The organism is Candidatus Pseudothioglobus sp. Uisw_050_01, assembly GCF_048085775.1.
In the GTDB taxonomy this organism is placed as follows: domain Bacteria; phylum Pseudomonadota; class Gammaproteobacteria; order PS1; family Pseudothioglobaceae; genus Pseudothioglobus.
In genome coordinates this window covers 425881-452185 of record NZ_CP159804.1, presented here as the reverse complement: position 1 = coordinate 452185, position 26305 = coordinate 425881, and the positions used below count along the sequence as shown (strand labels likewise).

The following is a 26305-nucleotide window of genomic DNA, read 5'->3' as shown; positions in this document are numbered from 1 at the left end:
CAAAATATTCCGACCATGAGTGTTGAATTTCATATTTCTAACCAATATTTAAGATCCAATCGAAAAAAAGGCTTTGTTTCTTTTATTTCTGGCGTCTCTATGGTTGGTCTTGTTCTAGCTGTTATGTCTCTTATTACTGTCTTGTCAGTAATGAACGGCTTTCATGAAGAGTTAACAAATCGAGTTTTAAACACGATTTCTCACTCCTACATAACAGAAACTGATGATACTCTTGATAATTGGCAAGACCTTAGAAAAAAAATTGACACGCAGGACCAAATTATTGCGTCCTCTCCTTTTGTTGAAGACTTTGCCTTGATGACTTCAAAAAATGCATCGCAAGGAGTAAGTGTTAGGGGCATCCTTATAGATTTAGAATCAACAACCTCTGCCTTATTAGATGATATTAAATATGGAAGTCTTAGCCTTAATGAAGACGATTCATCAATATTAATTGGTGTTGGCCTAGCAACACTTATGGGAACAGGAATTGGCGATAAGCTTACTCTGATAGCCCCCTCTAGAAATTCAATTGGCAAACTAGTTCCCCAGTCACAATCTTATACAGTGAACGGTATATTTAATGCTGGTGTAAATGATTTCAACAATAACCTTGCATTTATTCACCTTTATGATGCTCAAGATTTATTCGCTCTTGGAAATCAAGTATCTGGAATTCGTCTTAAAGTAGACAACTTATTTGAAGCTAATAAAATTACAGATAGTGTTATTAAATCCCTCGGTAATGGTTATTATGGGGTTGATTGGATGCAACAACAGCGAAACTTTATCAGAGCTTTAAATCTTGAAAAGCAAATGATTGCAATTATTCTTTCTTTGATAATTGCTATTGCTGCTTTTAATATAGTCTCTATGATGGTTATGGTGGTTACTGACAAAAAGTCTGACATTGCGATCCTAAGAACCATCGGGATGACTCCAAAAAGAATTGTTAGAATATTCTTCTACCAAGGGCTCAGTATTGGCTTTATTGGTATTACTATAGGAACAATTCTTGGGTTAATATTAGCTCTTAATATTGAATCTGTAATTTCTGGAATTGAAAGTATTATTGGCTTCCAATTTTTCCCTAAAGATTTATTTTATATTAGCCGATTTCCATCAAAAATTCTACTTAGCGATGTGGTTAGTATAGTCCTGGGAGCTTTTACATTAGTAATCATTGCCGCTATTTATCCAGCAAAACGTGCTGGAAAAGTTAATATTTCAGAGGTTTTAAGGCATGAGTAATATAATTGAATGTCGCTCTGTTAGCTTTTCATATAATGAGGGCAGTAATCAAACATCTGTTTTAAAAAATTTAAATTTTGAAATTAAGTCTGGAGAAACAACTGCAATTATTGGTCAATCAGGATGTGGAAAATCAACGCTACTTAATTTAATGGCTGGCCTTGATACTCCTACTGAAGGTGATGTGCTCATTGCTAATACCAATATTTCAAAAATTAGCGAAAAGGATAGGACAGAATTACGAGCGAAAAACCTTGGCTTTGTTTATCAATTTCATCACTTACTAAATGATTTTTCATCAGTATATAACGTTGCCTTACCATTGTTAATTATGGGTGTTGATAAAAGTGATGCACTCTTAAAATCTAAAAAAATATTAACAAAGGTTGGGCTAGAAAATCGATTGAATCATAAGCCGTCAGAGCTGTCAGGTGGAGAAAGGCAAAGGGTTGCAATTGCAAGAGCTATGATAACTGAACCAACTTGTCTCTTGGCAGATGAGCCAACAGGTAACCTAGATGCGGCAAATGCAAAAGACGTATTAGAACTTATCATAGAGCTAAATACAAACAAAACTACAACACTGTTAATTGTTACTCATGACCTGTCTATTGCAAATAAAATGAGTAGAAAGCTGACCTTAACCAATGGCGAAATAAGCGAAACATAAAGCTGGTTTGTTTTATGGGGTTAAAAACGTAAGGGTTCTAAATTATTTACTAGCCTAGAAATTGAATCATTATACCTGCAGCGATTGCTGACCCTATAACTCCAGCTACATTAGGTCCCATTGCATGCATAAGAAGGAAATTATTTGAATCAGCTTCAAGGCCAACTTTATTAGAAACACGAGCAGCCATTGGAACTGCTGAAACTCCTGCAGAGCCAATTAATGGGTTAATTTTATTTTTACTAAACACATTCATCAATTTTGCCATCAACAAGCCGCACATTGTTCCAATAGAAAAAGCAACCAAACCTAAAAGCAATATTCCTAAGGTATCAAGTTGAAGAAACTTATCGGCCATCAATTTTGAACCTACTGCAAGGCCAAGAAAAATAGTTACTATATTAATCAAAGCATTCTGAGTAGTATCACTAAGGCGATCAACAACTCCAGATTCTTTCATTAAATTACCAAAAGCAAACATACCTAATAAAGGAGCTGCTGCAGGCAGAAGAAGAGCAACAAGTAATAACAAAATAATTGGGAATATAATTTTTTCAACCTTAGAGACCTCACGTAACTGAACCATCTTAATTTTTCTTTCTTTTTCAGTAGTCATCGCTCTCATAATTGGCGGTTGAATAAGAGGAACTAATGCCATATATGAATAAGAAGCTACAGCAATTGCTCCGAGTAATTCTGGGGCAAGAATTGAAGCAACATAAATAGATGTTGGACCATCAGCGCCCCCAATAATTCCAATTGCAGCAGCTTGCTTCAAACTAAAGTCAAATACACCAATTACTGATAATCCTACCGCCCCTAATAGTGTGGCAAAAATTCCAAACTGAGCAGCAGCTCCAAGTAAAAGAGTTTTAGGATTTGCAAGAAGTGGGCCAAAATCTGTTAAAGCACCAACACCCATAAAAATGATCAAAGGAAAAGCGCCAGACTCAATACCAACAACGTAGAATAGATTCAAAATTCCACCATCAATAGCTAAATTAGCGCCTGGAATATTGCTTAAAAGAGCGCCAAACCCAATAGGCAGAAGTAAAAGAGGTTCGAATTTTTTTACAATTGCTAGATAGATTAACAATATGCCTACAAGAAGCATAAGACCTTGGCCCCAATCCATCTGATAAAGGCCTGTATTAACCCAAAGGAGTTTTAGTTGTTCCATAGTTAACCTAAAGAAAGAAGGAGTTGACCAACAGTTACCGAATCACCCTCTTTAACACCAACATTTAAAACGACACCAGATCGTGTTGCTTTGATTTCAGTTTCCATCTTCATAGCCTCTAAAATAAGCAAAGTATCACCTTTTTTAACATTCTGATTAGGACTAACTAAGATTTTCCAAATAGTACCCGATAGTGGCGCTGAAATATCCTCTTTTCCATTCATCAAAGGCTCTGAACTCACTTGTGAGTCTTCGGAACTTAATTCTAAAGTATCTGAGGAAGTGCCCACAGATTTTATTGTGCCACCCGCTGAAACGTTAACTGTGTAAGACTGCCCTTTAAATGAAACAGTATATATTCCTTCATTTTCCTCGGTAGTTGAAGAACTGATTGGCATCTGAGGAACTGGCTCAAAGAAATCTGGATTATCTCTATTTTCTAAGAACTTAATTCCCACTTGAGGAAATAGAGCATAAGTCAATAAATCATCAATTTTCTCATCTGCTACTCTAATACCCTTCTCTAAAACAAGCTTATCAAACTCAGATTCAAGAACATCCAGCTCAGGCTCAATATTATCTGCAGGCCTGCAAGTAATTGCTTCTGAGCCCTCCAAGACTCTCTCCTGAAGCTCTTTGTTTACTGGGGCAGGAGCAGAACCATATTCACCTTTAAGTATTCCAGCTGACTCTCTGGTAATAGTTTTATAGCGCTCACCAGTTAGAACATTGAGCACGGATTGAGTACCTACAATCTGAGAAGTAGGAGTTACTAAAGGTATGTAACCTAAATCTTTTCGAACTCGAGGTATCTCCAACAAAACTTCGTCCATTTTATCAAGTGCATTTTGCTCTTTTAATTGGCTTTCCATATTAGTCAACATACCGCCCGGAACTTGAGATGTAAGAATTCTTGAATCGACACCCTTAAGTGACCCCTCAAACTTAGCATATTTAGCTCTGATTGGCTTAAAGTACTGATCAATTTCTTCAAGTTTTTTTAAATCTAGACCAGTTTTACGTGGGCTCGCCTCTAAAATAGAAACAACAGAGTTAGTTGCAGAATGGCTGTAAGTCATACTCATCGAACCAATACAGGTATCAACTCGATCAATCCCAGCCTCAACTGCTTTGATAATGCAAGCAGTAGAGAGGCCAGTAGTTGCATGAGCATGCAGCTGAATAGGAATATCAATCGCTTTTTTTAATTTTTTAACTAAATCATATGCAACATAAGGCTGTAATAAGCCAGCCATATCCTTAATGCACAATGAATGTGCGCCCATATCTTCAATTTTTTTAGCCATCTCAATCCATAATTCAGTTGAATGGACTGGACTCACTGTATATGAAATCGTGCCTTGAGCATGCTGGCCAACTTTAACTGTTTGATCAATGGCAGTTTTAAGATTGCGCGTATCATTCATAGCGTCAAATATTCTTAGGACACCAACACCATTATCGGCGCATCGATCAACAAATTTTCTAACTACATCATCACTATAGTGGCGGTAACCCAACAAATTTTGAGCCCTAAGGAGCATTTGTTGAGGAGTGTTAGGCATAACCTTTTTGATTTCACGAATTCTTTCCCAAGGATCCTCTCCAAGAAAACGAATACAAGCATCAAATGTAGCACCGCCCCAAGATTCCATTGACCAATAACCTATTTTGTCTAGTTTTTCTGCAATAGGAAGCATGTCATCAATGCGCATTCTAGTTGCAAAAAGTGATTGATGCCCATCCCTAAGGACTAGTTCAGTTATTTGGACTGGTTTATTATTTTCTTTGATAGACATATATTTATCTCTGTGTATGCATTTTTATTGCTGCCTCAATAATTGCTCTTGTTTTTTCGTCAATCTCAGTTATTGGGTCAGAATCTAATGCAGAAGTGTTATTAGATGTAGGCTGGATTTTTGCTACAAGTAGCGACATTACTTTTGTGACAACAACCATCAGCGCAAGAAATACAAAAACAAAACCCATACCAAACATGGTCAAAGTTAGTGCATCAGTTACAAAGTTGTTATCCATTTCATTTCATCCTAAACAAGTTTGGTACCAGTGGCCGGGCTCGAACCGGCACTCCCGTGAAGGAACCGGATTTTGAATCCGGCGTGTCTACCAATTCCACCACACTGGCTTATCTAAGGTTTATTTATGTCTGAAAGTAATTCTTCCTTTAGTTAGATCATAAGGAGTCATTTCAACAGTTACCTTGTCGCCAGGTAGTATGCGTATGTAGTGCTTACGAATCTTTCCAGAAATATGAGCAAGAACGCTATGTCCATTTTCTAATTCAACTTTAAAAGTTGTATTAGGTAATTTTTCTTTTACGACGCCTTCTAACTCAATGTAATCACTTTTTGACATATTTATTTAATAAGAATATTAATTTAAAAACCAAGTAGCATTATACCTAATTACTCTTCATTTTTACAAAATGAAACAACTCGAGAGCGACTCATCAATAGTCATAAAAACTAAAAATTAAAGATTAATGGAAGTGTCTTTTTGAATGAACCCAGCCCTGGAGCTTTTGAAAGTCAGTTTTCTTACTAGGCTGTACGATTTTTTCTAACTCAACTAACCTCTCATTTAACTCATTAAAAGCATTCGTGTAATGCTTGCTTTTAATAGACTCTTGATATAATTTTGATTTCAAAGTAGCAATTACAGATACTAGATCTTGATCATTAGTGGCATCACTAACTTGCTCTCCATGACTTAATTTGACCTGAGTATCTTGAAAGCGCTTTAAGTGAAGTGTAGCTTCTGAATCATCAAAATCATGAACAGCTAAATTGTTAGGATTAAAAGGAATAATTCTTTCAGAAATATTTAAATCTTGGAGGGAACCACGAGTTGTTGGTTGTTGTACGGTAAAACCACTGACGCCTAATAAGCGTGCTACCCATGAAATACCGAATCTAATCACTTGAACTCCCGATATAGTTTAATGTATGTTACCCAATCATTTTCTACTTGTGAGTTTTTTTTAAATTATTAATTCATTTATTAGATCTTGGTCAGAAGGATTTAGTGTGACTTTTATATTTTTAAAACCTAGACTCTCTGCCAAAACCTTAATTTTTTGACTAAAAACAATAAGTTTTCTAGTCTTAAATTTATTAAAAGTATCAGATGAATCAAGATTCAGTAGGCGAACAATGTTAGCAAGGCTTTCATTACTTCCTGCCATTAGCACGCCATTTGTAGAATTTAAAAATACTTCAATCGACTGCGCATGAAGTGATGAAAACTCACAAGGCACTCGCTCATAAACTTCGAGATAATCAACCTGATTAAATTTTCCCAAATTATCCTTTAATATTTCTGATCCTCCCCTTCCTCTTACAATTAAAATTTTCTTATCGATCAATTCTGAGCACTCTTGCATTGCCAATAATTCCAAACTTGAAGCATTAAATTTAGGAAAGCAATCAACTTTAATATCTTTATCAATTAATCTTTTTGCTGTAACAGGTCCTACTGCAAATACCTTAAATATTCCAGTAAAGATTTTATTAAAGTAATCTTCAGCAAAGTTAACCGCATTAACACTTATAAAAATAATAACATCATAATGCTGCTTTAAAACTTCAGAACTTATTTTTTTAACTTCGAAAGTGGGGAAAAACACATACTCAATATCAGACGCCTCTAAAAGCATTTTAAGATTTGCAGTCTGAGCTAATGGTCGAGTTATAAGTATCATTGACTCATTATAAATACATGCTTTTGAGATTGTCTTTAATGTTTCTTAAAAAACTTCTAATCTAATATTAGTAAATTAGAAGTTCTGTTTTCTAAATTTTAACTTAGATAACTTTATAATAGACACCATAATCATTCTATATAACTAAATGTTACTATCAATTTTATCTCTACTAGCAGGCTTTATCTTACTAATGTGGAGCGCAGATGCTTTCACTGATAATGGAGCCAAAATTGCACGAATATTTAACATCTCGCCTCTAGTAATTGGCCTACTCATTTTTGGATTTGGCACGTCGGCTCCTGAAATGTTAGTCTCTGGCCTTGCAGCATATAATGGTCATCCTGAGATGAGTATAGGAAATGCATTCGGTTCGAACATTTTTAATATAGGCTTGGTTTTAGGAGTTACATCAATTATTCTTCCAATTACAGTTGAAAAATCTGTATTAAAAAAGGAATGGTTATTCTTATTTTTATCAACTCTAATTGTAGGTTTTTTATTATTAGACGGTTATTTAAGCTTTACCGATGGCTTGATACTCTTATCCTTATTACTGCTATTCCTTATTTATGTATTTAAAGAATCTAAGAAAAATATCCTAACAGATAGTGATAGTCTCGAAATTAACTCCCAACAAAATGGCAAGGGAAGGACTTGGCTTCTCTTAATTGTGTCTCTTATAATATTAGTTTCTAGTGCACGTCTTGTAGTATGGGGCGGAACTAATCTTGCTCTATCCTTTGGTGTTGGCGACCTAATTATTGGCCTAACCGTTGTAGCCCTTGGAACAAGCCTCCCTGAACTTGCAGTTTCTATAAGTAGCGCATTGAAAAAGCAACATCAAATGGTTATTGGAAATATTATTGGATCAAACCTTTTTAATACTCTTGGAGTCCTTGCAATTCCAGGTTTAATTCTGCCTTTTCAAATTCCAACAGAAATAATGAGTCGTGACTTCTTCTTTATGCTAATGTTTACTCTTCTAGTTCTCATTCTTTCGATGAGACTTAAAATTAGTCGTTTTGGTGGCTTCATTCTATTAACTGCATTGACTATTTACTTATTTCAATTGTTTTGGATTTAGACCTTAAAAATCTTCAAGGAACCCAAGAGCTTGCTAAAAAGCTTGCTCAATGTTGCTCTGACTTACAAAGCTCATGCGTAATCTACTTAATTGGTGATCTTGGGGCTGGAAAAACTACGCTAGCGCAAAGTTTTATTGGGCACTTTGGGTTTGATAAAGTAAAGAGTCCCACTTATACTTTAGTTGAAAGTTATCAAAATGAATTAATAGATATTCATCATTTTGATTGCTACCGACTTAGTGATCCTGAGGAATTAGAGTACATTGGTATTCGTGAATACCTTAAACCAAAAAGCCTTCAACTAATCGAGTGGCCAGAGTTAGGCAAAGGTGCTATTGCACACTCTGATTTATCTATCAATATTAGTGGAAATGGCGACATAAGAACAGTAAATATCTCGTCTCAAACTAAAATAGGAAAATTAATTTTAGAATGCGCTATTGGATAAGTTTGATTATTGCTGTATTTGCTACCTCTTCATTTAGTGAAGATAAGACTACACTTTATGATTTTAGGTACTGGACAGCGCCAGATCAAACTCGAATTGTTATTGATAAAGAGCAGGACACCCTCTTTAATATAACCAACACTGACAAGGTGGTGATTATCAGTTTTGATGATGCTGAAGTATTGTCTAAAACTTTTTCAAATATTTTTTTTAAGGATGACAGGATACAAAAAGTTCTTATAAAGCGTGATAAAAAAACTATTAAGTTAATCGTGCATATTAATAAAAAATTCAGAGTAAAGCACTTCACCCTTAAGCCTAACACAAAATATAAGTTTCATCGACTCGTAGTAGATATTATTGACCTCGAGTCTCAGATAAAAACACAAGACATAAAAGTTACAAAAGCAGTAAAAAATGTAAAAAAATTAGCTCAAATAAGTCAAAAAATTATCTTAGTTGATGCCGGTCATGGCGGTGAAGATTCAGGAGCTATTGGTAAAAATAAATCACAAGAAAAGTCTGTAAATTTAGCAATTGCCAAAAAACTTGTAGCAATCATTAATAAAAATAGCAATCTAAAAGCTGTTCTAACTAGGAGTGGTGACTACTATATACCGCTGACTAAAAGAATAACAATAGCGCAAAAAGAAAATGCCACCATGTTTATTTCTATTCACGCAGATTCTGTAGAAAGTACAACTGCGAAAGGTGCTTCGATCTATACCTTAAGCGAAAAAGGAAATAACAGCAAACTAGCTCAGCAATTAGAACAATCGCAGAATCTAGTAGATCAGTTTGGAGGCGTTGAAACTGTAATTGATAATGATCAATTTTTGAAAAATATTTTGACAGATTTTTCAAGAAAAGATCGAGACATGCAATCATTTAACCTTGCCAAGGAGATAATCAGTGAACTTGAAAAAATTGGGCCAATCCATAAAAAAATACCTCAAAAGGCTAACTTTGTAGTTCTAAAATCTCCCGCCATACCTTCAGTTTTAGTTGAAACTGCCTTCATATCAAACCCAACTCAAGAGAAGCGTTTAACCAATAACAAGCAGCAGCATAAGATTGCGGCCTCAATATATCAAGGAATACTTAATTACTACCAAAAACTAGAATAGTTATTTATAGCTTCTAGCTTAAGTTTCTGAATCTTTAGTTAAAATAATTGCATCACTTACCAATTGATGAACACTTACAATCATGTATGGATCAAAATCATAATTTGGCAATACCTTAGAAAACTGTGATTTACATATAGCGCAGATTGCTGCCAATGTGTTTACGCCATTGTCTTGTTCACTTTGCTTTAGGGCATGCATTCTTGGTTTTGCTCCCTTTATTCTTAAATCAATAAGATCATCGGTAAGAAGTCCACCACCTCCACCACAACAAAAGGTAGCAGATTTTATTGTGGATTTATGCATATCTGAAAAGTTATTACATGCGGCCTTAATGACCTCTCTTGGAAGAATAAACTGGCCATTTTCAATATCGCCCATATTACTTCCACGCGCAACATTACACGAGTCATGGAAAGTTACAACTCGATGGTCATTCTTGGACTTGTCAAATGACAATTTATCTCTTTGGATTAAATCATACGTAAATTCAATCATATGTTGTGGCTGAGGATAATTACTATCTAATTGGTTTTGAAGTTTTAATGAATATTCATCACTTCCTCCACTACCCAAGCCGGTAAGGGTATTCCAAAAACTGTAAGCTACTCGCCATGCATGTCCACACTCACCAACCACAACACGTTTAACGTTCAAGTCAAGTGCTGCCTTACGAATTCGCAATGCTCCCTGCCTCATAACATCATAGTTACCAATAAACATCCCAAAATTTGCAGCCTCAGAGGCATAAGAACTTAATGTCCAGCTTACACCGCTTTGATGAAAAACTTTAGCATAGCCAATAAGCCCATCAATATGAGGTTCGGCAAAGAAGTCTGCTGAAGGAGTGACCATTAAAACTTCAGAATTTTTAATATCAAGAGGCAACTTAACACATACTCCAGTCTCCTCTTCAATCTCCTCCTCTAAGTCAGCTAAAGTATCTCTAAGAGCTGGCTCTGGCATCCCTAAATTATTTCCAATTTTATTAATTTTTCCTAGAATTTGATTCGGGTATTTTTGTCCCACACCAATTGCATTCATTACTTCACGAGCTGCCATTGAAATTTCAGCAGTATCAATTCCAATCGGACAGAATACCGCACATCTTCGACATTGCGAGCACTGATGAAAATAGTTATACCAATCATCTAGCATATCCTCATCAAATTCTTTAGCACCTACTAGTTTTGGAAAATACTTCCCAGCAAAAGTAAAGTGTCTCCTATAAACGCTTCTAAATAAATCTTGCCTAGCAACTGGCATATTTTTAGGATCAGCCGTTCCTAAATAATAGTGACACTTATCAGTGCAAACACCACACTTCATGCAGGAATCCAAAAATACTTGAACAGACCGATATTTGGATTTAGTTTCCGCAATTTTATTGATTGCTACTTGCTGCCAGTTATCTATTTTTTTGCCTGGAAATCCTAGGTCTTTTTGAATATCTATACTCGCCTTAAAAGGCCCTTTACCAGCCATTGAGTCTTTTTTTAATGGCGGAATCGCAAGATACGTAGGAAGTTTTTCGATACTATTTTTAGACATAATTAGCTCCCGTTATCCTTATTGTGCTCGAGATCAATTTTGGTATTTTTTTCTTTTTGCATAGCCCACTGAGAGATATGCCTAGTTTTACGTGCATCATCTACTTGATTAAGCGTTGGAGCAAAAAATATACCTGGGCCATGTAATAATTTTGATATTGGGAAAATAGCTATAAGAAAGAAGACTGGAGCAATATGAACTAAGAAAATTACTTCTGATGGCAATTCAGACCACTTAAAAGTAATTAAACCTTCTGCAAAATTTTTCACAAGGAGCATGTTTGGATGATTATTTGCAAAGGTCATTAACATTCCACTTGCACCAATCAAAATTATTAATAGCAACATAAGATAATCTGATGGCGCTGAAATATATCTAACCCTATCAACAAAAATCCTTCTACCTAGTAATCCAAGTAAACCAAAAATAAGTGGATAAGCAGCGTATTTTAATGGTTCAGTTTTAAGCAATATTAACGGAATTTCGCCAGGCCAAAAATAAACCAAATGACGAAAAAAAAGAATGACTAGAGCAAGGTGAAAACTCCAGCCAAAAAGCCAAGTCCACTTACTTGATTTAAAAAGAGTTGCAAATAAAAAAACTTCTTTAGTAAACCTTAAAAATACTCCAGATTTTGTTAATGGAGCAGGTGCAATAGGTATTTTAAGCGGTGCAGGGGTATTCCAATATTGAACAATCTTATAAGAAAGTCCTGTAATAAAGATTAATACAGAAAAGTAGAAAAAGAGTGTAAAAAAAATGCTGATTAATGACATATGACTTATTTTTTATCTCAAAATGAAAGCTAAGATTAATTTTTCATCTTAAACACAGCCTGTTGGTTTAGGGAGGCCAGCGAATCGACATCCCTGCTTCGCAGGACCATATGGAAAAAGCGAGTAGAGGTAACGAGAATTTCCTTTATCATTACCCAGTTTTTTAGCTATTGCCTTTGTAAGAACTCTTACTGCAGGGGCAAACTCATATTCTTTATAATACGCCTGAAGAAAATTAATAACTTCCCAATGCTCAGTGGAGAGATTTATACCATCCTCTTCAGACATCGCATTCGCAATCTCAACACTCCAATCTGAAACATTTAATAAGTAGCCCTCTTCATCTACTTCCGCGCCTAGTATTTCAGCCATAGTATCTCTCAATCCTTTAAGAGTTTACTAGAAAATTATTTACACTATTTGCAACACCACGACCTTCATTGATTGCCCAAACCACAAGTGACTGACCTCTTCGGCAGTCTCCAGCAGAGAAGATTCCTTTTTGAGAAGTAGTATACTCACCATGCTTAGCTTTATAGTTTCCGCGTTCATCAATATCAATATTTGCATCTTCACTTAAATAGTGCTCGGGAGAAAGAAAGCCCATTGATAGAAGAACCAGCTCAGCATCCCAGGTTTTTTCAGTTCCATCAATTTCATTTAATTTACCATCTACAAGTTCAACATTAACTGTTTTAATTCCGCTCACATGTCCATCCTTGTCTTTAATAAAAGACTTTGTGAGTAGTTGATATTGCCTTGGATCTTTACCAAAAACTTTGTTAGACTCTTCATGACCATAATCAATACGAAAAATTACTGGCCACTCTGGCCAAGGATTAGTTTCAGAGCGAACCTCTGGGGGCTGACTCATTAATTCAAAATTGGTTATAGACTTAGCACCCTGGCGAAGAGAGGTGCCTATACAATCAGTTCCTGTGTCACCGCCACCAATTACAATTACATTTTTGCCTTTAGCAGAGAGCTCACTGTTGTCTGCATAGCCCTTATCCAAAAGACTTTTAGTATTGGAAGTCAAGTACTCCATAGCAGGATAAATCCCAACAGCATTTCGATTTTCAGCTGGCAAGTCTCTTGCCTTTGTTGCGCCAGTTGTAAAAACAACAGCATCAAATGATTTTTTCAAATCTTTCGTTGAAATATCTTTACCAATATCAGTATTAATAATAAACTCAACACCCTCTTGTCTTAATAAATCTACCCGGCGATCAACAACATCTTTGCCTAGCTTCATATTAGGAATGCCATACATTAGAAGACCGCCAATTCGATCACTTCTCTCATAAACAGTTACAGAGTAACCTATTTGATTAAGCTCATCAGCAGCAGCTAAGCCTGCAGGCCCAGAACCTACTATTGCCACTTTTTTTTCAATTCGAGTATTAACTGATCTCGGCTTTATCCAGCCCTCTTCAAATCCTTTGTCAACAATAGCTAACTCAATATTTTTGATTGTAACCGCTGGATTATTTAATCCAAGAACACATGAACCCTCACAAGGAGCAGGACAAACTCTTCCTGTAAACTCTGGAAAGTTATTTGTCTTTTCTAATCTTTGTAATGCCTCTTCCCATTCATTATTGTAAACAAGGTCATTCCATTCAGGAATCAAATTATCTATTGGGCATCCACTTGAAGACTGGCAGAATGGAACACCGCAATCCATACAACGAGCCCCCTGTTCTTTAAGCTGATCTAAATTATGGGTATCGGCAAATATCTCACCAAAATCCTTTATACGAATTTCTACTTCACGATAGGATTCAACTTGCCTATCTAGCTCTAAAAACCCCGTTACTTTGCCCATTTTTTGTTTTTTAAAAATATTATTTCGATTATCTCATATTATGGTTAAAGCATTTAAAAAATAATATGATTAATATCTATTTAATAGCCCTTAGCTTCTTGTGTAGGATAGAAAAAATATGTATAATTACGGCTTTTTCAGAAACCCTTAAAAGGTAGAAACGTGAATTTAATTGATCAAATCGAAAGTGAACAACTAAGATCAGACATTCCTGAATTTTCTTCAGGAGATACTGTAGTAGTTCAGGTAAAGGTCCGTGAGGGAACTCGTGAGAGATTACAGGCCTTTGAAGGTGTTGTTATTGCAATAAAAAACCGTGGTATAAGCTCTGCGTTTACTGTCCGGAAAATATCTCATGGTGAAGGAGTTGAGAGAGTCTTTCAAACTCATTCCACTATGATTGATAGCGTAACAGTTAAACGAAGTGGTAAGGTTCGCCAAGCAAAATTATATTATCTTAGAGGACTTACTGGAAAAGCTGCCCGTATTAAAGAAAAACTTAAAAAGAAATAAACATATTATTTAGTTCTAAATGCCAGTTTTACTGGCATTTTTTTTGCCCTATTTACAAAATACTCACGTAGAATAATCCCTTATGAATAGTGATCTGATAGACCAATTTATTGATTTCTATTGGCTAACAACTGGTGCCAGTAAAAATACCTTAAGTGCGTATCGCTCTGATCTTAAAATTTTTAGTAAGTGGCTTAATAATAATTCGCTTATAGATGTTGATAAGAAACAGATACAAGATTATTTTTCATATAGAAAAGATTCAAATATAAGTGCCTCAACTCAGTCTAGAATGCTAACTTGTCTTCATTCTTTCTATCAATATTTATCTGACAAACAGAACTTAAAAATTGACCCAACTGAACAATTAGATTATCCAAAATTAGAAAAAAAATTACCTGTGTTTTTAAATATTCAAGAAGTTGAACGCTTGCTAGAGGCGCCAAATAGTAAATCATTATTTGGTCAGAGGGATCGAGCAATGCTTGAATTGTTATATTCATGCGGGCTTCGGGTTTCTGAGCTAATTAATTTAAGTTATCATAACATTAATCTAAAAGATGAATTTATACGCATTCATGGGAAAGGGAATAAAGAAAGATTACTGCCAATGGGTGAAATTGCAATTGATTATTTAACAAAATATGAGCTCAATTCAAGGCCAACACTATTAAAAAATGGTCAGAGTGATAGCTACTTTTTATCAAATAGAGGAAGGGCAATGTCTCGACAAAATTTCTTCTATATTATTAAAGATTATGCATCAAAAGCAGGAATAGATAAGCCACTCTCGCCTCACTCTCTAAGGCATGCTTTTGCTACCCACCTTGTTCAAAAAGGAGCTGATCTTCGCTCTGTTCAATTGATGCTTGGACATAGCGATATTTCAAGCACTCAACTCTATACACATATTCAAAATGCACAGCTTAAGACGCAGCATCAAAAGCATCACCCTAGAGGATAAATCATTAGACTAAAGTTTACGAGCAATCAAGATTATCTAGCTTGTATAGCAGGGGCTTTGTTAAAGCTGAAAGTGAGACTATTGGCCGCCCTTGTTTATCAAAATTGCTACTGGATAGGAACTTTTTAAAGCAATCTTCAACTTTTTTCCACTCCTTATCTATAAGTGCAAACCAAGCCGTGTCACGATTTTGACCCTTTACGATGGCCATCTGCCTAAAGACACCCTCATATGAAAAACCGAGTCTTTGAGCTGAGTTACGTGATCTTAGATTAAGAGCATTACACTTCCACTCATACCTTCTATAGCCATTATCAAATGCCCACTTCATCATTAAAAACATTGCTTCAGTGGCTTCAGTCGTCCTTTGAAGAAGCGGAGAATAGTTTATATGGCCAACTTCAATTAAACCATCAGCTGGATTAATTCTTAAATAACTTGCAATACCAGTCGCTTTATTGAGTTTTTTACTAATAATAGCAAAAAAAATAGGATCATCATTTTTTTCAAATGACTCTATCCATTTATGATATTCAGGCTCAGTTTTAAAGGGTCCATAGGGAAGATAAGCCCAGTTAATATTCTCCTTATCTAATGCATTAGACAAAAAAAGTTCTTTAGAAAACTGGTCTGCAACCAAAGGCTTTAAACTAACCAATTTTCCTTCAATTGAGATGCCTTTTGGATGTGGAGGCACTGAAAAATTATTTACAATTTCACCAAATTTCATGAATAAGTCCTTGAAACTATTTTGACTGCATTTGATAAGTTACAAAATCTATTGTTCCTGAAATCTTATCATAAACTGCTCGCGCCCTCTGATTATCACTTGCAGTTATCCATCTAACATATGGCCAATCATTCTTTTGGGCAAGTGATTTAAGCTCTTTAAATAAGGACTGAACCATGCCAGAACCCCTGAACTCTGGATGAACATACAAGTCATCTAAAAAACCAATTAGTGTGCCCCTTAATGGCGATGGCATTTCTCTAAAATGCATAAAACCAACTAATTTTCCCTGGGAAGATCTAACACCAATAGCATAAAATTTATTTTCTTCATCAAATATCCAAGACCAGACTGTGTCAAGAATATCTTCATTCATAGGCATTTTATAAAAGTCAGCATAACCTTGATAAAGTTCGCACCATTGTTCTTTGTCATCTATTTGTAAACTCTCTACTATCATTAAGCCATTAATTGTTTAAAGGCGACCTCAAGTCTACTCAATGCAGCATCAACATCTTTAAGTTTGTCTAGTCCAAACAAACCAAGTCTGAATGTTTGATAATCATCTCCTTCATCACACTTTAGAGGAACACCAGCTGCAATTTGTATACCCATATCTTTAAATTTTGCACCATTGTGTATTTCTTTATCAGAGGTATAACTCACAACAACTCCTGGAGCAAGAAAGCCATCAGCTGCAACGCTAATAAAATTATATTTACTAAGTAGGCTTCTTACTCTATCTCCAAGCTCTTGTTGTTTTTGACGCGCAGTATCAAAACCAAATTCAGCAGTCTCATTAATGGTATCTCGAAAGTGCTTAATTGCATCTGTAGGCATTGTCGCATGATAAGCATGCCCTCCATTTTCATAGGCCTGCATAATCTGAAGCCACTTAAGAAGGTCGCATGAGTAGCTTGTGCTTTGTGTCTCATGTATCTTTTTAGAGGCATTTGATGAAAGCATTACCATTCCAAATGATGGCGATGCACTCCAACCTTTTTGAGGGGCACTCACTAAAATATCAACTCCAAGTTTCTCCATATCGATCCATATAGCGCCTGAAGCAATACAGTCTAGAACAAACATTCCACCAACTGAGTGAACCGCTTCTGCAACAGTTTGAATATAGTCATCAGGAAGAATAATTCCGGCTGATGTTTCTACATGAGGCGCAAAAACCATAGCTGGTTTTTGACTTTTAATTTGATTTACAACTTCATTGACGTCAACAGGCGCAAATGGAGCTTGAGATCCATCACTAATTTTGCGAGCTTTTAAGACTACTTGCTCAGAAGGAATATCACCCATTTCAAGAATCTGTGACCAGCGATAGCTAAACCATCCATTTCTTAAAACTAGACAACTTTTATCTGTTGCAAATTGTCGAGCTACAGCTTCCATTGCATAGGTTCCGCCGCCAGGAACTAAAACAACTGCTTCAGCGCTGTAGACCTTCTTTAGTGATGCAGAAACCTCATTCATTACGCTTTGGAATGAATTAGACATGTGATTAAGAGATCTATCAGTATAGACTACTGAGTATTCTAAGAGTCCATCAGGATCAATATTTGGTAATAAACCTGGCATTTTATAACTCCATTAATTGTAATTAAATAAAAGAATACAACAATTCTACACAGAATTGAAAAAAAAATATGAGGAAAAAACTGAAATAACTAGAGAGCTAAAAGATGAATTAAACTATATATAAAGAACTTCAAGAATTTCATAAAGAATGTCACCTTTAGGGGCCTTTACAGTTACCTCATCACCCTCTTCATTTCCCAATAGAGCATTAGCTATGGGTGAATGACAAGAAATTTTACCAAGCTCAATATCAGCCTCATCCTCACCAACAATTTGATAAGTAATTTCACTGTTATCTGACAAATTTAAAAGTTTAGTGGTCGTTCCAAAAACACATCGACCATCCTGGTTGAGTTGCTTAACATCTATAACTTGTAACCGAGATAATTTAGATCCGATATCTTGAATTCTTCCTTCAATGAAGCCTTGCTCTTCTTTAGCAGCGTGATATTCAGCATTCTCTTTTAAGTCACCATGCTCCCTGGCCGTAGCAATATCACTCACTATTCTTGGGCGCTCTTCATCTTTAAGTCTTAACAACTCAACTTCAAGAGCTTTGACTCCACTAACTGTTATAGGTATTGTATCCATAAAGCTTATTTGTGAATTGATTGTAAAGAGCGAACTTCAAGTTTATTTGGAGACATTAAACCATCAAGCATAGCAAAAGCTGCTGCAACTGTTGTCGTACATGGAATCTTATGAATCAACGCTTGACAACGAATAACTGAGGCATCTTCTATTCCTTGGGAGTCATCAGTTGAATTAATAATTAAACTGATTTCATCATTCTTAATCGCATCAACAATATGCGGCGAACCCTCTGAAACTTTATTAACCATTGTACATTCAAGGCCGGCTTGTTTGAGAATTTCTTGATTTGTGCGTGTTGCAACAATTTCAAAATTTTGATTAATTAGTCTTTGGCCTAACTCCACAAGCCAACCCCTATCAAGAGTTCGAAGACTTACTAACACTTTACCACTAGTAGGAATTATATCGCCCGCTGCAAGAAATGCTTTATCAAATGCTGAAGGAAAATCTGGACCAACTCCCATGACTTCTCCAGTTGATCTCATTTCTGGGCCTAAAAATGGATCGACTCCTAGAAATTTATTAAATGGAAAAACTGACTCTTTAACTGAGTAATGCTTGGGAATGATCTCTGTTGTAAAGTTTTGTTCTTTCAAGGATATTCCAGCCATTACACGTGCTGCAATATTTGCAATTGAAGCTCCAGTTGCTTTAGAAACAAATGGAACAGTTCTTGAAGCTCTTGGGTTTACTTCAATTACGTAAATCTCACCATCTTGATATGCAAGCTGAGTATTCATTAAGCCAACTACATTAAGTTCCTTAGCCATTAGCTTAACTTGCCTTCTCATCTCATCAAGAACGTCATCAGGAAGTGAGTGAGGTGGTAATGAGCATGCAGAATCTCCAGAATGGATTCCCGCCTGCTCAATATGTTCCATAATTCCGCCAATAACAATATCTTTGCCGTCACTTATTACATCAATATCAACTTCGATTGCATGATCTAAAAATGAATCTAGCAATACTGGAGAATCATTAGAAACTTGAACCGCAGTTTTCATATAGCGCTCTAAACTCTCCTTGTTATAAACAATCTCCATTGCGCGGCCACCAAGAACATATGAAGGCCTAACAACCAGAGGAAAACCAATAGAGTCTGCAATCTTAACTGCTTCATCTTGTGATCGAGCAGTTCCATTAACTGGCTGCTTAAGACTTAGTTTTTGAATCATTTTTTGAAAGCGCTCTCTATCTTCAGCAAGATCTATTGAGTCTGGACTAGTGCCTATAATTTTTGCTCCGCTTTTTTCGAGTGCTGCAGCAAGTTTTAGTGGTGTCTGTCCACCATAATGAACAATAACACCTTCAGGCTTCTCAATGTCTATTACTGCCAAAACGTCTTCAAGCGTTAGTGGCTCGAAATATAACCGATCTGAAACATCATAATCCGTAGATACAGTTTCAGGATTACAGTTAACCATAATAGTTTCAAATCCATCTTTTTGAAGAGCAAGGGAGGCATGAACACAACAATAATCGAACTCTATGCCTTGTCCAATTCTATTTGGACCGCCACCTAAAATCATAATCTTTTTATTATTGGTAGGTTTTGCCTCACACTCTAACTGATAGGTGGAATATAGATAAGCCGTTTGTGTATCAAATTCTGCAGCGCAACTATCCACCCTCTTAAAAACTGGCTTGATATCTAAAGATAATCTTTTATCTCTAAAAGCTCCTTCAGTACATTGAAGGAGATCAGATAATCGTTTATCCGAAAAACCTTTTTGCTTTAATTTATATATTGTTTCAGAGCTAAGTTTACCTAAATCAGAGCCTTCGATTCTTTTTTCTGATAGGACAAGATCTTCTACTTGGGATAAAAACCAAGGGTCAATTTTAGAAAGATCAAATGTATCTTTTAAACTCATGCCAATCCTAAATGCATCAGCTAAATAAAATATTCTATCTGCTCCAGCAGACAAAAGCTCACTTCTAATTTTTCCCTTAGCATCTTCAGCATTAATATCTACAATTGGGTCTAAACCTGATTTGTCTGTCTCAAGACCTCTTATGGCTTTTTGAAAAGACTCCTGAAAATTTGAGCCCATTGCCATCACCTCGCCTACAGACTTCATTTGAGTTGTAAGCCGATCATCAGCTTGAGGAAATTTTTCAAAAGCAAATCTTGGGATTTTTGTAACAACATAATCAATAGATGGCTCAAATGACGCTGGTGTTTTACCGCCTGTAATATCATTATCTAATTCATCCAGCGTGTACCCAATTGCTAGTTTAGCAGCTACTTTTGCAATAGGAAATCCAGTTGCCTTTGATGCAAGCGCTGATGACCTTGAAACTCTTGGGTTCATCTCAATAATTGTTAACCTTCCATTCTCAGGATTGACAGCAAACTGAACATTAGAGCCTCCTGTATCGACTCCAATTTCCCTAAGAACCATGAGTGAAGCGTTTCGCATTACTTGGTATTCTTTATCAGTTAGAGTTTGGGCTGGGGCAACTGTGATTGAGTCACCTGTATGGATTCCCATTGGGTCAAAATTCTCAATAGCGCAAATGATAATACAGTTATCCTTACTATCTCTAACAACTTCCATTTCAAACTCTTTCCAGCCTAAGATTGATTCTTCAATTAAGAGTTCATTAGTGGGTGATAAATCAAGTCCTCGCTGACATATTTCTATAAATTGCTCTTTATTGTAAGCAATTCCACCACCAGACCCGCCCATTGTAAATGACGGCCTAATAATGGTTGGATAGCCAACTTGCTCTTGAACCTTAAGAGCTTCATCAATAGTATGAGCAATTGCTGCCTTTGGCATATCAAGGCCAATTTTTAACATGGCTTGGCGAAATAATTCTCTATCTTCTGCCTTATCAATGGCCTCTTTATTTGCACCAATCATCTCAACATTATGCTTTTCTAATACGCCATGACGATCCAGATCTAGGGCGCAATTAAGTGCTGTCTGGCCACCCATAGTTGGTAACAAGGCATCAGGCTTTTCTTTTTCAATAATTTTTTCAACTGTCCTCCACTCGATTGGCTCGATATAAGTCGCGTCAGCCATTTTAGGATCAGTCATAATGGTTGCAGGATTTGAATTTACCAAGATTACTCGATATCCCTCTTCTCGAAGAGCCTTACATGCTTGGGCTCCAGAGTAGTCAAACTCACAAGCTTGTCCAATAACAATTGGCCCTGCTCCAATAATTAAAATACTTTTAATGTCGTGTCTTTTTGGCATGTTTATTCAAATGTAAGATTTAATTTCATTTTGCCATGAGTCCTATAAATTCATCGAACAGGTAACTTACGTCATGGGGTCCAGGTGATGCCTCGGGATGACCTTGAAAGCTATAGGCAGGTTTATTCTTTACCCTTATACCTTGAATGCTTTTATCAAACAATGATCTATGACTTACTTCAATATTATCTGGAATGCCCTTTTCTGAAACCGCAAAGCCATGATTTTGGGATGTGATCATCACTCTTTTTGATTTAAGGTCTTGGACTGGATGGTTTGCCCCATGATGACCGAATTTCATTTTCTCTGTTTTAGCCCCAGACGCAATTGATAAGAGTTGGTGACCTAGGCATATTCCAAAAATTGGAATATTTTTTTCTAATAATTGTTTAATACTTGTAATCGCATAATCGCATGGCTCAGGATCTCCAGGACCATTTGAAAGAAAAACACCATCAGGATTTGTTGCTAGTAAGTCCTCAAGAGGAGCCTTTGCATTAAAGACTGTAAGTTCACAACCTCTATCAACCAACATTCTTAAAATATTTTTCTTGACTCCATAGTCATAGACTGCAACTTTAAATTTTGAAGATGTCTTGTTAAAAGTAGAATTTTTTATGTTGAAAGATCCTTGATTAAAGGAGTAAGTTTTAGGAGTGGATACCACTTTAGCCAAATCCATATTTTTAAGACCAGAAAAATCTTTTGCTTTTTGAATGGCCTTATTCGAATCTATTTTATTAGAGGCCATTATGCAGCCTTTAAGGGCGCCATGTGTTCTTAGGTGGCGAGTCAATGCCCTTGTATCAATGTTTGAAATTGCAACTAAATTATTACTCGATAGGTAGTTATCAAGACTCATCTCAGAGCGCCAATTGCTATAAGCAAGTGGTAAGTTTCTAATAATTAAACCAGAGGCATAAATGCTTGATGATTCTTCATCAACTATATTTATTCCAGTATTGCCAATATGAGGATAAGTGAGTGCAACGATTTGTTGACTATAGGATGGGTCAGTTAGTATTTCTTGATACCCCGTCATTGCAGTATTAAAGACCACCTCACCAACTGTTTCGCCAATAGATCCAATAGATTCTCCCCAGAAAACAGTACCATCTTCGAGAGCTAATATGGCAGTTTGAGGCAAAACTTTACTCCTAATAGAGGTCAAAAAACTTCGCAAATTTTACCATGTGTTTAAGCTTAACTTATCCTGAATTTTGTAATCCAATGTTATAATTAGCTTGCCTATAACAACTTAATGTATTTGTGGAAATTTTAGTAAACGGTGAAAAAATATCACTCCCTGAAGATTCAAATATTGAAGATCTAATTGTTCATCTAGGTTATCAAAATCAACGAATTGCAATCGAAATCAATGAATCAATTATTCCAAAATCTAATCATTCTTCTTTTCTACTTAAAGACCTAGACAAGGTTGAAGTGATTAATGCAGTTGGTGGTGGCTAGGCAGCCGTGATAAATTTAACGATGGTTTTTATTTTCTTTTTCCGGAAATTCTAAACCATTCACCCTTATTGGCAACTTCAATATTAGAAAAATTGGTTGAATAGCATTTAACCACCCTATCAACTTGTTCTTTTAAAATTCCAGATAGTAGAAGCATTCCATTAGTATGAACTAAATCGGAAAATAACGGCTCCAATTCAACCAATGGATTGGCCAAAATATTAGCTATTAATAAATCACATTTCCTATCATTCCCCTGGTTTATTGACTGAATTGTTGTAATTGTATTTTCACACTTATTTTTAGCTACATTTTCTTTGCTTGAAAGTACCGCTTGAGGGTCATTATCAATAGCGATAACACTTTTAGCACCGAACTTTGCAGCTGCTATTGCCAATATCCCAGTACCACAACCAAAATCAATAACATGAAGATTTTTTGGTGGATTTGAATCTAAGTATTCGAGGCATAGACTGGTTGTTTGATGTGTTCCAGTTCCAAAAGCCAGCCCTGGATCCATATGAATTACAATAGAGTCATTTGAAAGGATAGATTCAGTATCCCATGAAGGGCAAACCCAAAGTCTTTTACCAAAGCGCATTGAAGGAAAATCTTTTTGGCACTCCTCTTCCCATACTCTATCTTTAAGCGTTATAGTATCTATAACAACAATATTACAGATGTCTGAAATTGAAGTTTCAATAGATTTTTGATTTACCTCTGAAGAAAATAAAGCATTTACTTTAACGTTATCCCACAAAGGCGTTTGCCCAACTGGAGGCTCATAAATTGCATCATCAAGAGCGTCAGAGTAGGTTATTGATAAACTTCCCAAACCCATCAAAACCTCTGAAACACGATCTGTTTCAGATTTTTTAACTTCAAAAGATATTTGTTTCCAAATCATAAAAAAATTATATCTAGCATTATGTTTGGCTTAATTAATCCGCTTAGAGTAAATCTTTAATTGAACTTAATGCCATTGGCAATTTTTCAGGCTCTGTGCCGCCGCCTTGAGCCATATCCGCTCGGCCACCACCTTTACCGCCAACCTGAGTAGCAACATGGTTCAAAATATTACCCGCTTGGTATTTATCCGTCAGGTTTTTTGTAACTGCTGCAACAAGAGACACTTTTTTGTCAGAAACAACTGCCAATACAACTACAGCTGAACCAAGCTTATCTTTTAGTTTATCTGCCAAATCTCTTAAATCTTTTGCAGGTATGCCTTTCACTTCAGTCGCTAAAACCTTAACACCATTAACTTCTGTAGCTTTGGATAAAAGTGAGTCACCTTGATCACTTGCTAATTGTTTTTGAAAAACTGCTATCTGCTTCTCAAGACTTTTTTGATTACTAATTAACTGCTTTACTTTGTCTAAAGCCATCGAATTACTTGATTTTGTAAGACTTGCAATCATACTAAGAGTATTTTCATTTTTTTTATCAAGCTGATAAGCGTTAATCCCTGTAACTGCCTCTATTCTTCTAACTCCAGAAGCAATGCCGCTCTCAGAAATAACTTTAAACCTACCAATATCTCCTAGCCTTTGAACATGGGTGCCCCCACAAAGCTCAACTGAGAAGTTATCATCACCCATTGAAAGAACCCTAACTGAATCTCCATATTTCTCCCCAAAAAGAGCCATTGCGCCCTTCTTCTTAGCAGTCTTGATATCAGTTTCCTCAGTGATCACTTGTGTGTTGCCTAAAATTTGCTGATTAACTATCGCCTCAACCTTATCTAATTTAGCTCTTGATACGACCTCATCATGTGAGAAATCAAATCGTAGCTTTTCAGATTCAACCAGAGAGCCTTTTTGGTTTACTTGATCACCAAGAATCTGCCTTAAAGCTTCATGTAAAAGGTGAGTTGCAGAGTGATTATTCATGATTTTCTTGCGTCTATCTTCATCAATTGATGCTTCAACCTCGTCCCCAACTTGGAGCGCGCCTTTTGCTTGAATGCCATGATGTTCAAATGCATTTGAGGCCTGCTTTTGAGTATCAGTAACTTTAAACTGTGCACCATTTTTTGACAAAGTTCCATGGTCACCACTTTGACCTCCCGATTCGCCATAGAAGCTACTTTTATCGATCACTAAAATGGCCTGTTCACCTTCATTAAGAGAATCTACAGATTTATTGTCTTTAATAATAGCACTAATAATTGCGCTATTTTTGAATTGCTCATAACCTAAAAACTCAGTTGAATTTTCGATAGTTATAGTGGATTTTTTAGAGTCAAAATCACCCGCTTTACGGGCACGCTCTTTCTGGAGCGTCATTTCAGTCTCAAAGCCGTCCATATCGACAGTAAGGCCTCGCTCTCTTGCTACGTCTGCCGTTAAATCAACTGGGAAACCATAAGTGTCGTAAAGTTTGAAGGCCACGACTCCGCTTATTTCCTTTCCAGAAATTCCCTTGATTACGGACTCAAGAATTCCCATGCCCGTGTCTAAAGTCTGTATAAATCTGTCTTCTTCCTTTTTGAGAACTTTTTCAACGTGAGATAGATTAGCACTCAATTCTGGATAGGAGTTCTTATTTTGACTTGCTAAGAATGAAGCGAGTTTATAAAAAAATATTTCTTCAATTCCTAATTTATGGCCATGCCTTATCGCCCTTCGAATTATTCTTCGAAGTACGTAGCCTCTACCTTCGTTAGAAGGAATGATGCCATCAACAATCATAAATGCAGTAGAGCGGATATGATCAGCAATTACTCTAACGGATGCATGACTAGCTTGGATTTTTTGAACCTTGGGTATAAGATTTACAATCGCACTTGTTAAATCCTTAAAAATATCAATATCATAATTATTATTCTCGTGTTGCAAAACAGCGGCTAGTCTTTCAAGGCCCATTCCTGTATCAACTCCTGTTGACTTAAGGGGCGCCAATTCTCCATCTTGCTGGCGATTAAACTGCATAAAGACTAAATTCCAAATCTCAATAAACCGGTCTCCATCTTCCTCAGGTGTACCTGGGGGGCCGCCCTGTATATGTTCACCATGGTCATAAAAAATTTCACTGCATGGACCGCATGGACCTGTATCACCCATCTGCCAAAAATTATCTTTAGCACCGCACCGTGAAATTCTCTCTCTAGGGAAGCCTATCTCGTTGACCCAAATATCAGCTGCCTCATCATCATCCTCAAAGACGCTAACCCAAAGCTTATCTTTTGGGAGTCCAAGTTCTACTGTTAAAAAGTCCCAGGCAAAGCGAATCGCCTCACTCTTAAAATAATCCCCAAAGCTAAAATTACCAAGCATTTCAAAAAATGTGTGGTGGCGAGCTGTATAGCCAACATTATCTAAATCATTGTGCTTTCCACCTGCCCTAACGCACCTTTGAGATGATACCGCGCGATTGAATGAGCTTTTTGTCGCTCCAGTAAAAATGTCTTTAAAGGGCACCATCCCGGCATTAACAAATAACAAAGTGTTATCGTTATGCGGCACCAATGACGCGCTCTGCTGAATTGAATGGCCATGACTTTCGAAGTAGCTTAAAAATTTCTGTCTTATTTCAGCAGTTTTCATTTCAAAATTGATTTACTAAAAATAAATATTATTATACTCATGGC

26 protein-coding genes and 1 tRNA gene are annotated in these 26305 nt (G+C 36.2%); 8 read left to right on the top strand and 19 right to left on the bottom strand.

The window, feature by feature from the left end; all coding sequences use genetic code 11:
• Window positions 1-15: 15 nt before the first annotated feature.
• Both ABXT51_RS02230 and ABXT51_RS02225 read left to right on the top strand, forming a co-directional pair.
• Complete coding sequence (locus tag ABXT51_RS02230; protein WP_416695957.1) at window positions 16-1251, top strand: lipoprotein-releasing ABC transporter permease subunit; 1236 nt, start codon at window positions 16-18, stop codon at window positions 1249-1251.
• A complete protein-coding gene (locus tag ABXT51_RS02225) occupies window positions 1244-1921 on the top strand; it encodes an ABC transporter ATP-binding protein (RefSeq protein ID WP_416695956.1) in 678 nt (225 codons plus the stop codon). Before ABXT51_RS02230 ends, ABXT51_RS02225 begins: the two co-directional genes overlap by 8 nt.
• A 49-nt stretch (window positions 1922-1970) precedes the next feature.
• Here ABXT51_RS02225 and ABXT51_RS02220 read toward each other — a convergent pair whose 3' ends face one another.
• From ABXT51_RS02220 to ABXT51_RS02190, 7 genes are all read right to left on the bottom strand, one after another.
• The gene (locus ABXT51_RS02220) at window positions 1971-3101 is read right to left on the bottom strand and encodes a sodium ion-translocating decarboxylase subunit beta (protein WP_416695955.1); all 1131 of its coding nucleotides are present in this window, start codon (window positions 3099-3101) and stop codon (window positions 1971-1973) included.
• A gap of 2 nt (window positions 3102-3103) precedes the next feature.
• Window positions 3104-4900 (bottom strand): sodium-extruding oxaloacetate decarboxylase subunit alpha, encoded by a 1797-nt coding sequence (oadA, locus tag ABXT51_RS02215; protein WP_416695954.1) that lies wholly within the window; start codon window positions 4898-4900, stop codon window positions 3104-3106.
• Between the two features lie 4 nt (window positions 4901-4904).
• Window positions 4905-5138, bottom strand: a complete 234-nt coding sequence (locus ABXT51_RS02210; protein ID WP_416695953.1) for an OadG family protein — start codon at window positions 5136-5138, stop codon at window positions 4905-4907.
• Window positions 5139-5160: 22 nt separating this feature from the next.
• Window positions 5161-5247, bottom strand: a tRNA-Leu gene (locus tag ABXT51_RS02205).
• An 11-nt stretch (window positions 5248-5258) separates the two neighbouring features.
• Window positions 5259-5477: a translation initiation factor IF-1 gene (gene infA, locus ABXT51_RS02200; RefSeq protein WP_018402165.1), complete on the bottom strand. Its 219-nt coding sequence runs from the start codon at window positions 5475-5477 to the stop codon at window positions 5259-5261.
• 124 nt (window positions 5478-5601) lie between these two features.
• Window positions 5602-6042: a hypothetical protein gene (locus ABXT51_RS02195; protein WP_416695952.1), complete on the bottom strand. Its 441-nt coding sequence runs from the start codon at window positions 6040-6042 to the stop codon at window positions 5602-5604.
• A 60-nt stretch (window positions 6043-6102) separates the two neighbouring features.
• Entirely contained in the window at window positions 6103-6822 is a 720-nt protein-coding gene (locus ABXT51_RS02190) for a uroporphyrinogen-III synthase (protein WP_416695951.1), read from the bottom strand.
• 148 nt (window positions 6823-6970) lie between these two features.
• Here ABXT51_RS02190 and ABXT51_RS02185 point away from each other — a divergent pair, with 148 nt between their 5' ends.
• From ABXT51_RS02185 to ABXT51_RS02175, 3 genes are read left to right on the top strand one after another with little or no spacing between them, the layout of a single operon-like run.
• Complete coding sequence (locus tag ABXT51_RS02185; protein WP_416695950.1) at window positions 6971-7909, top strand: calcium/sodium antiporter; 939 nt, start codon at window positions 6971-6973, stop codon at window positions 7907-7909.
• A complete protein-coding gene (tsaE, locus tag ABXT51_RS02180; RefSeq protein WP_416695949.1) occupies window positions 7900-8358 on the top strand; it encodes a tRNA (adenosine(37)-N6)-threonylcarbamoyltransferase complex ATPase subunit type 1 TsaE in 459 nt (152 codons plus the stop codon). Before ABXT51_RS02185 ends, tsaE begins: the two co-directional genes overlap by 10 nt.
• Window positions 8343-9485: an N-acetylmuramoyl-L-alanine amidase family protein gene (locus ABXT51_RS02175; protein ID WP_416695948.1), complete on the top strand. Its 1143-nt coding sequence runs from the start codon at window positions 8343-8345 to the stop codon at window positions 9483-9485. The genes tsaE and ABXT51_RS02175 overlap by 16 nt, the downstream gene beginning before the upstream one ends.
• 18 nt (window positions 9486-9503) lie before the next feature.
• On the opposite strand, the gene dsrK is transcribed toward ABXT51_RS02175, so the two are convergent.
• Genes dsrK through ABXT51_RS02155 form a run of 4 tightly spaced genes read right to left on the bottom strand, consistent with a single transcriptional unit; the run spans window position 9504 to window position 13640 of the window.
• Entirely contained in the window at window positions 9504-11036 is a 1533-nt protein-coding gene (dsrK, locus tag ABXT51_RS02170) for a sulfate reduction electron transfer complex DsrMKJOP subunit DsrK (RefSeq protein ID WP_416695947.1), read from the bottom strand.
• Window positions 11037-11038: 2 nt separating this feature from the next.
• The gene (locus ABXT51_RS02165) at window positions 11039-11812 is read right to left on the bottom strand and encodes a respiratory nitrate reductase subunit gamma (protein WP_416695946.1); all 774 of its coding nucleotides are present in this window, start codon (window positions 11810-11812) and stop codon (window positions 11039-11041) included.
• A 48-nt stretch (window positions 11813-11860) separates the two neighbouring features.
• Entirely contained in the window at window positions 11861-12184 is a 324-nt protein-coding gene (locus ABXT51_RS02160) for a TusE/DsrC/DsvC family sulfur relay protein (RefSeq protein WP_271541570.1), read from the bottom strand.
• Window positions 12185-12200: 16 nt separating this feature from the next.
• The gene (locus ABXT51_RS02155) at window positions 12201-13640 is read right to left on the bottom strand and encodes a glutamate synthase subunit beta (RefSeq protein ID WP_416695945.1); all 1440 of its coding nucleotides are present in this window, start codon (window positions 13638-13640) and stop codon (window positions 12201-12203) included.
• Window positions 13641-13802: 162 nt separating this feature from the next.
• Between ABXT51_RS02155 and rplS the strand changes: the two genes are divergently transcribed.
• Both rplS and xerD read left to right on the top strand, forming a co-directional pair.
• Window positions 13803-14153 (top strand): 50S ribosomal protein L19, encoded by a 351-nt coding sequence (gene rplS / locus ABXT51_RS02150; protein WP_271541566.1) that lies wholly within the window; start codon window positions 13803-13805, stop codon window positions 14151-14153.
• Between the two features lie 82 nt (window positions 14154-14235).
• On the top strand, window positions 14236-15117 hold the full coding sequence (gene xerD, locus ABXT51_RS02145; protein WP_416695944.1) for a site-specific tyrosine recombinase XerD: 882 nt from the start codon (window positions 14236-14238) through the stop codon (window positions 15115-15117).
• 16 nt (window positions 15118-15133) lie between these two features.
• Here the strand turns inward: xerD and ABXT51_RS02140 are convergent, their stop codons facing one another.
• The 6 genes from ABXT51_RS02140 to carA form a co-directional block, all read right to left on the bottom strand.
• Window positions 15134-15847 (bottom strand): GNAT family N-acetyltransferase, encoded by a 714-nt coding sequence (locus ABXT51_RS02140; protein WP_416695943.1) that lies wholly within the window; start codon window positions 15845-15847, stop codon window positions 15134-15136.
• A gap of 16 nt (window positions 15848-15863) precedes the next feature.
• Window positions 15864-16307, bottom strand: coding sequence for a GNAT family N-acetyltransferase (locus ABXT51_RS02135; protein WP_416695942.1), 444 nt, complete (start codon window positions 16305-16307; stop codon window positions 15864-15866).
• Window positions 16307-17437 carry an aminotransferase class V-fold PLP-dependent enzyme gene (locus ABXT51_RS02130; protein ID WP_416695941.1) on the bottom strand — a complete coding sequence of 377 codons (1131 nt, stop codon included), beginning with the start codon at window positions 17435-17437 and terminating at the stop codon, window positions 16307-16309. The genes ABXT51_RS02135 and ABXT51_RS02130 overlap by 1 nt, the downstream gene beginning before the upstream one ends.
• A gap of 114 nt (window positions 17438-17551) precedes the next feature.
• Window positions 17552-18028: a transcription elongation factor GreA gene (greA, locus tag ABXT51_RS02125; RefSeq protein ID WP_416695940.1), complete on the bottom strand. Its 477-nt coding sequence runs from the start codon at window positions 18026-18028 to the stop codon at window positions 17552-17554.
• A 5-nt stretch (window positions 18029-18033) separates the two neighbouring features.
• Window positions 18034-21243, bottom strand: a complete 3210-nt coding sequence (gene carB, locus ABXT51_RS02120; protein ID WP_416695939.1) for a carbamoyl-phosphate synthase large subunit — start codon at window positions 21241-21243, stop codon at window positions 18034-18036.
• Window positions 21244-21268: 25 nt separating this feature from the next.
• Window positions 21269-22390: a glutamine-hydrolyzing carbamoyl-phosphate synthase small subunit gene (carA, locus tag ABXT51_RS02115; RefSeq protein ID WP_416695938.1), complete on the bottom strand. Its 1122-nt coding sequence runs from the start codon at window positions 22388-22390 to the stop codon at window positions 21269-21271.
• Between the two features lie 122 nt (window positions 22391-22512).
• Here carA and thiS point away from each other — a divergent pair, with 122 nt between their 5' ends.
• Entirely contained in the window at window positions 22513-22713 is a 201-nt protein-coding gene (gene thiS, locus ABXT51_RS02110) for a sulfur carrier protein ThiS (protein WP_271557052.1), read from the top strand.
• Window positions 22714-22741: 28 nt separating this feature from the next.
• Here the strand turns inward: thiS and prmA are convergent, their stop codons facing one another.
• Both prmA and alaS read right to left on the bottom strand, forming a co-directional pair.
• Window positions 22742-23620 (bottom strand): 50S ribosomal protein L11 methyltransferase, encoded by an 879-nt coding sequence (prmA, locus tag ABXT51_RS02105; RefSeq protein WP_416695937.1) that lies wholly within the window; start codon window positions 23618-23620, stop codon window positions 22742-22744.
• Window positions 23621-23663: 43 nt separating this feature from the next.
• A complete protein-coding gene (alaS, locus tag ABXT51_RS02100; RefSeq protein ID WP_416695936.1) occupies window positions 23664-26261 on the bottom strand; it encodes an alanine--tRNA ligase in 2598 nt (865 codons plus the stop codon).
• Window positions 26262-26305 lie beyond the last annotated feature (44 nt).

Coding starts and splice junctions, on each gene's coding strand:
- ABXT51_RS02230 (WP_416695957.1), top strand. CDS start 16: ATGAGTGTTGAATTTCATATTTCTAACCAATATTTAAGATCCAATCGA.
- ABXT51_RS02225 (WP_416695956.1), top strand. CDS start 1,244: ATGAGTAATATAATTGAATGTCGCTCTGTTAGCTTTTCATATAATGAG.
- ABXT51_RS02220 (WP_416695955.1), bottom strand. CDS start 3,101: ATGGAACAACTAAAACTCCTTTGGGTTAATACAGGCCTTTATCAGATG.
- oadA (WP_416695954.1), bottom strand. CDS start 4,900: ATGTCTATCAAAGAAAATAATAAACCAGTCCAAATAACTGAACTAGTC.
- ABXT51_RS02210 (WP_416695953.1), bottom strand. CDS start 5,138: ATGGATAACAACTTTGTAACTGATGCACTAACTTTGACCATGTTTGGT.
- infA (WP_018402165.1), bottom strand. CDS start 5,477: ATGTCAAAAAGTGATTACATTGAGTTAGAAGGCGTCGTAAAAGAAAAA.
- ABXT51_RS02190 (WP_416695951.1), bottom strand. CDS start 6,822: ATGATACTTATAACTCGACCATTAGCTCAGACTGCAAATCTTAAAATG.
- ABXT51_RS02185 (WP_416695950.1), top strand. CDS start 6,971: ATGTTACTATCAATTTTATCTCTACTAGCAGGCTTTATCTTACTAATG.
- ABXT51_RS02175 (WP_416695948.1), top strand. CDS start 8,343: ATGCGCTATTGGATAAGTTTGATTATTGCTGTATTTGCTACCTCTTCA.
- dsrK (WP_416695947.1), bottom strand. CDS start 11,036: ATGTCTAAAAATAGTATCGAAAAACTTCCTACGTATCTTGCGATTCCG.
- ABXT51_RS02165 (WP_416695946.1), bottom strand. CDS start 11,812: ATGTCATTAATCAGCATTTTTTTTACACTCTTTTTCTACTTTTCTGTA.
- ABXT51_RS02160 (WP_271541570.1), bottom strand. CDS start 12,184: ATGGCTGAAATACTAGGCGCGGAAGTAGATGAAGAGGGCTACTTATTA.
- ABXT51_RS02155 (WP_416695945.1), bottom strand. CDS start 13,640: ATGGGCAAAGTAACGGGGTTTTTAGAGCTAGATAGGCAAGTTGAATCC.
- xerD (WP_416695944.1), top strand. CDS start 14,236: ATGAATAGTGATCTGATAGACCAATTTATTGATTTCTATTGGCTAACA.
- ABXT51_RS02140 (WP_416695943.1), bottom strand. CDS start 15,847: ATGAAATTTGGTGAAATTGTAAATAATTTTTCAGTGCCTCCACATCCA.
- ABXT51_RS02135 (WP_416695942.1), bottom strand. CDS start 16,307: ATGATAGTAGAGAGTTTACAAATAGATGACAAAGAACAATGGTGCGAA.
- ABXT51_RS02130 (WP_416695941.1), bottom strand. CDS start 17,437: ATGCCAGGTTTATTACCAAATATTGATCCTGATGGACTCTTAGAATAC.
- greA (WP_416695940.1), bottom strand. CDS start 18,028: ATGGATACAATACCTATAACAGTTAGTGGAGTCAAAGCTCTTGAAGTT.
- carB (WP_416695939.1), bottom strand. CDS start 21,243: ATGCCAAAAAGACACGACATTAAAAGTATTTTAATTATTGGAGCAGGG.
- prmA (WP_416695937.1), bottom strand. CDS start 23,620: ATGATTTGGAAACAAATATCTTTTGAAGTTAAAAAATCTGAAACAGAT.
- alaS (WP_416695936.1), bottom strand. CDS start 26,261: ATGAAAACTGCTGAAATAAGACAGAAATTTTTAAGCTACTTCGAAAGT.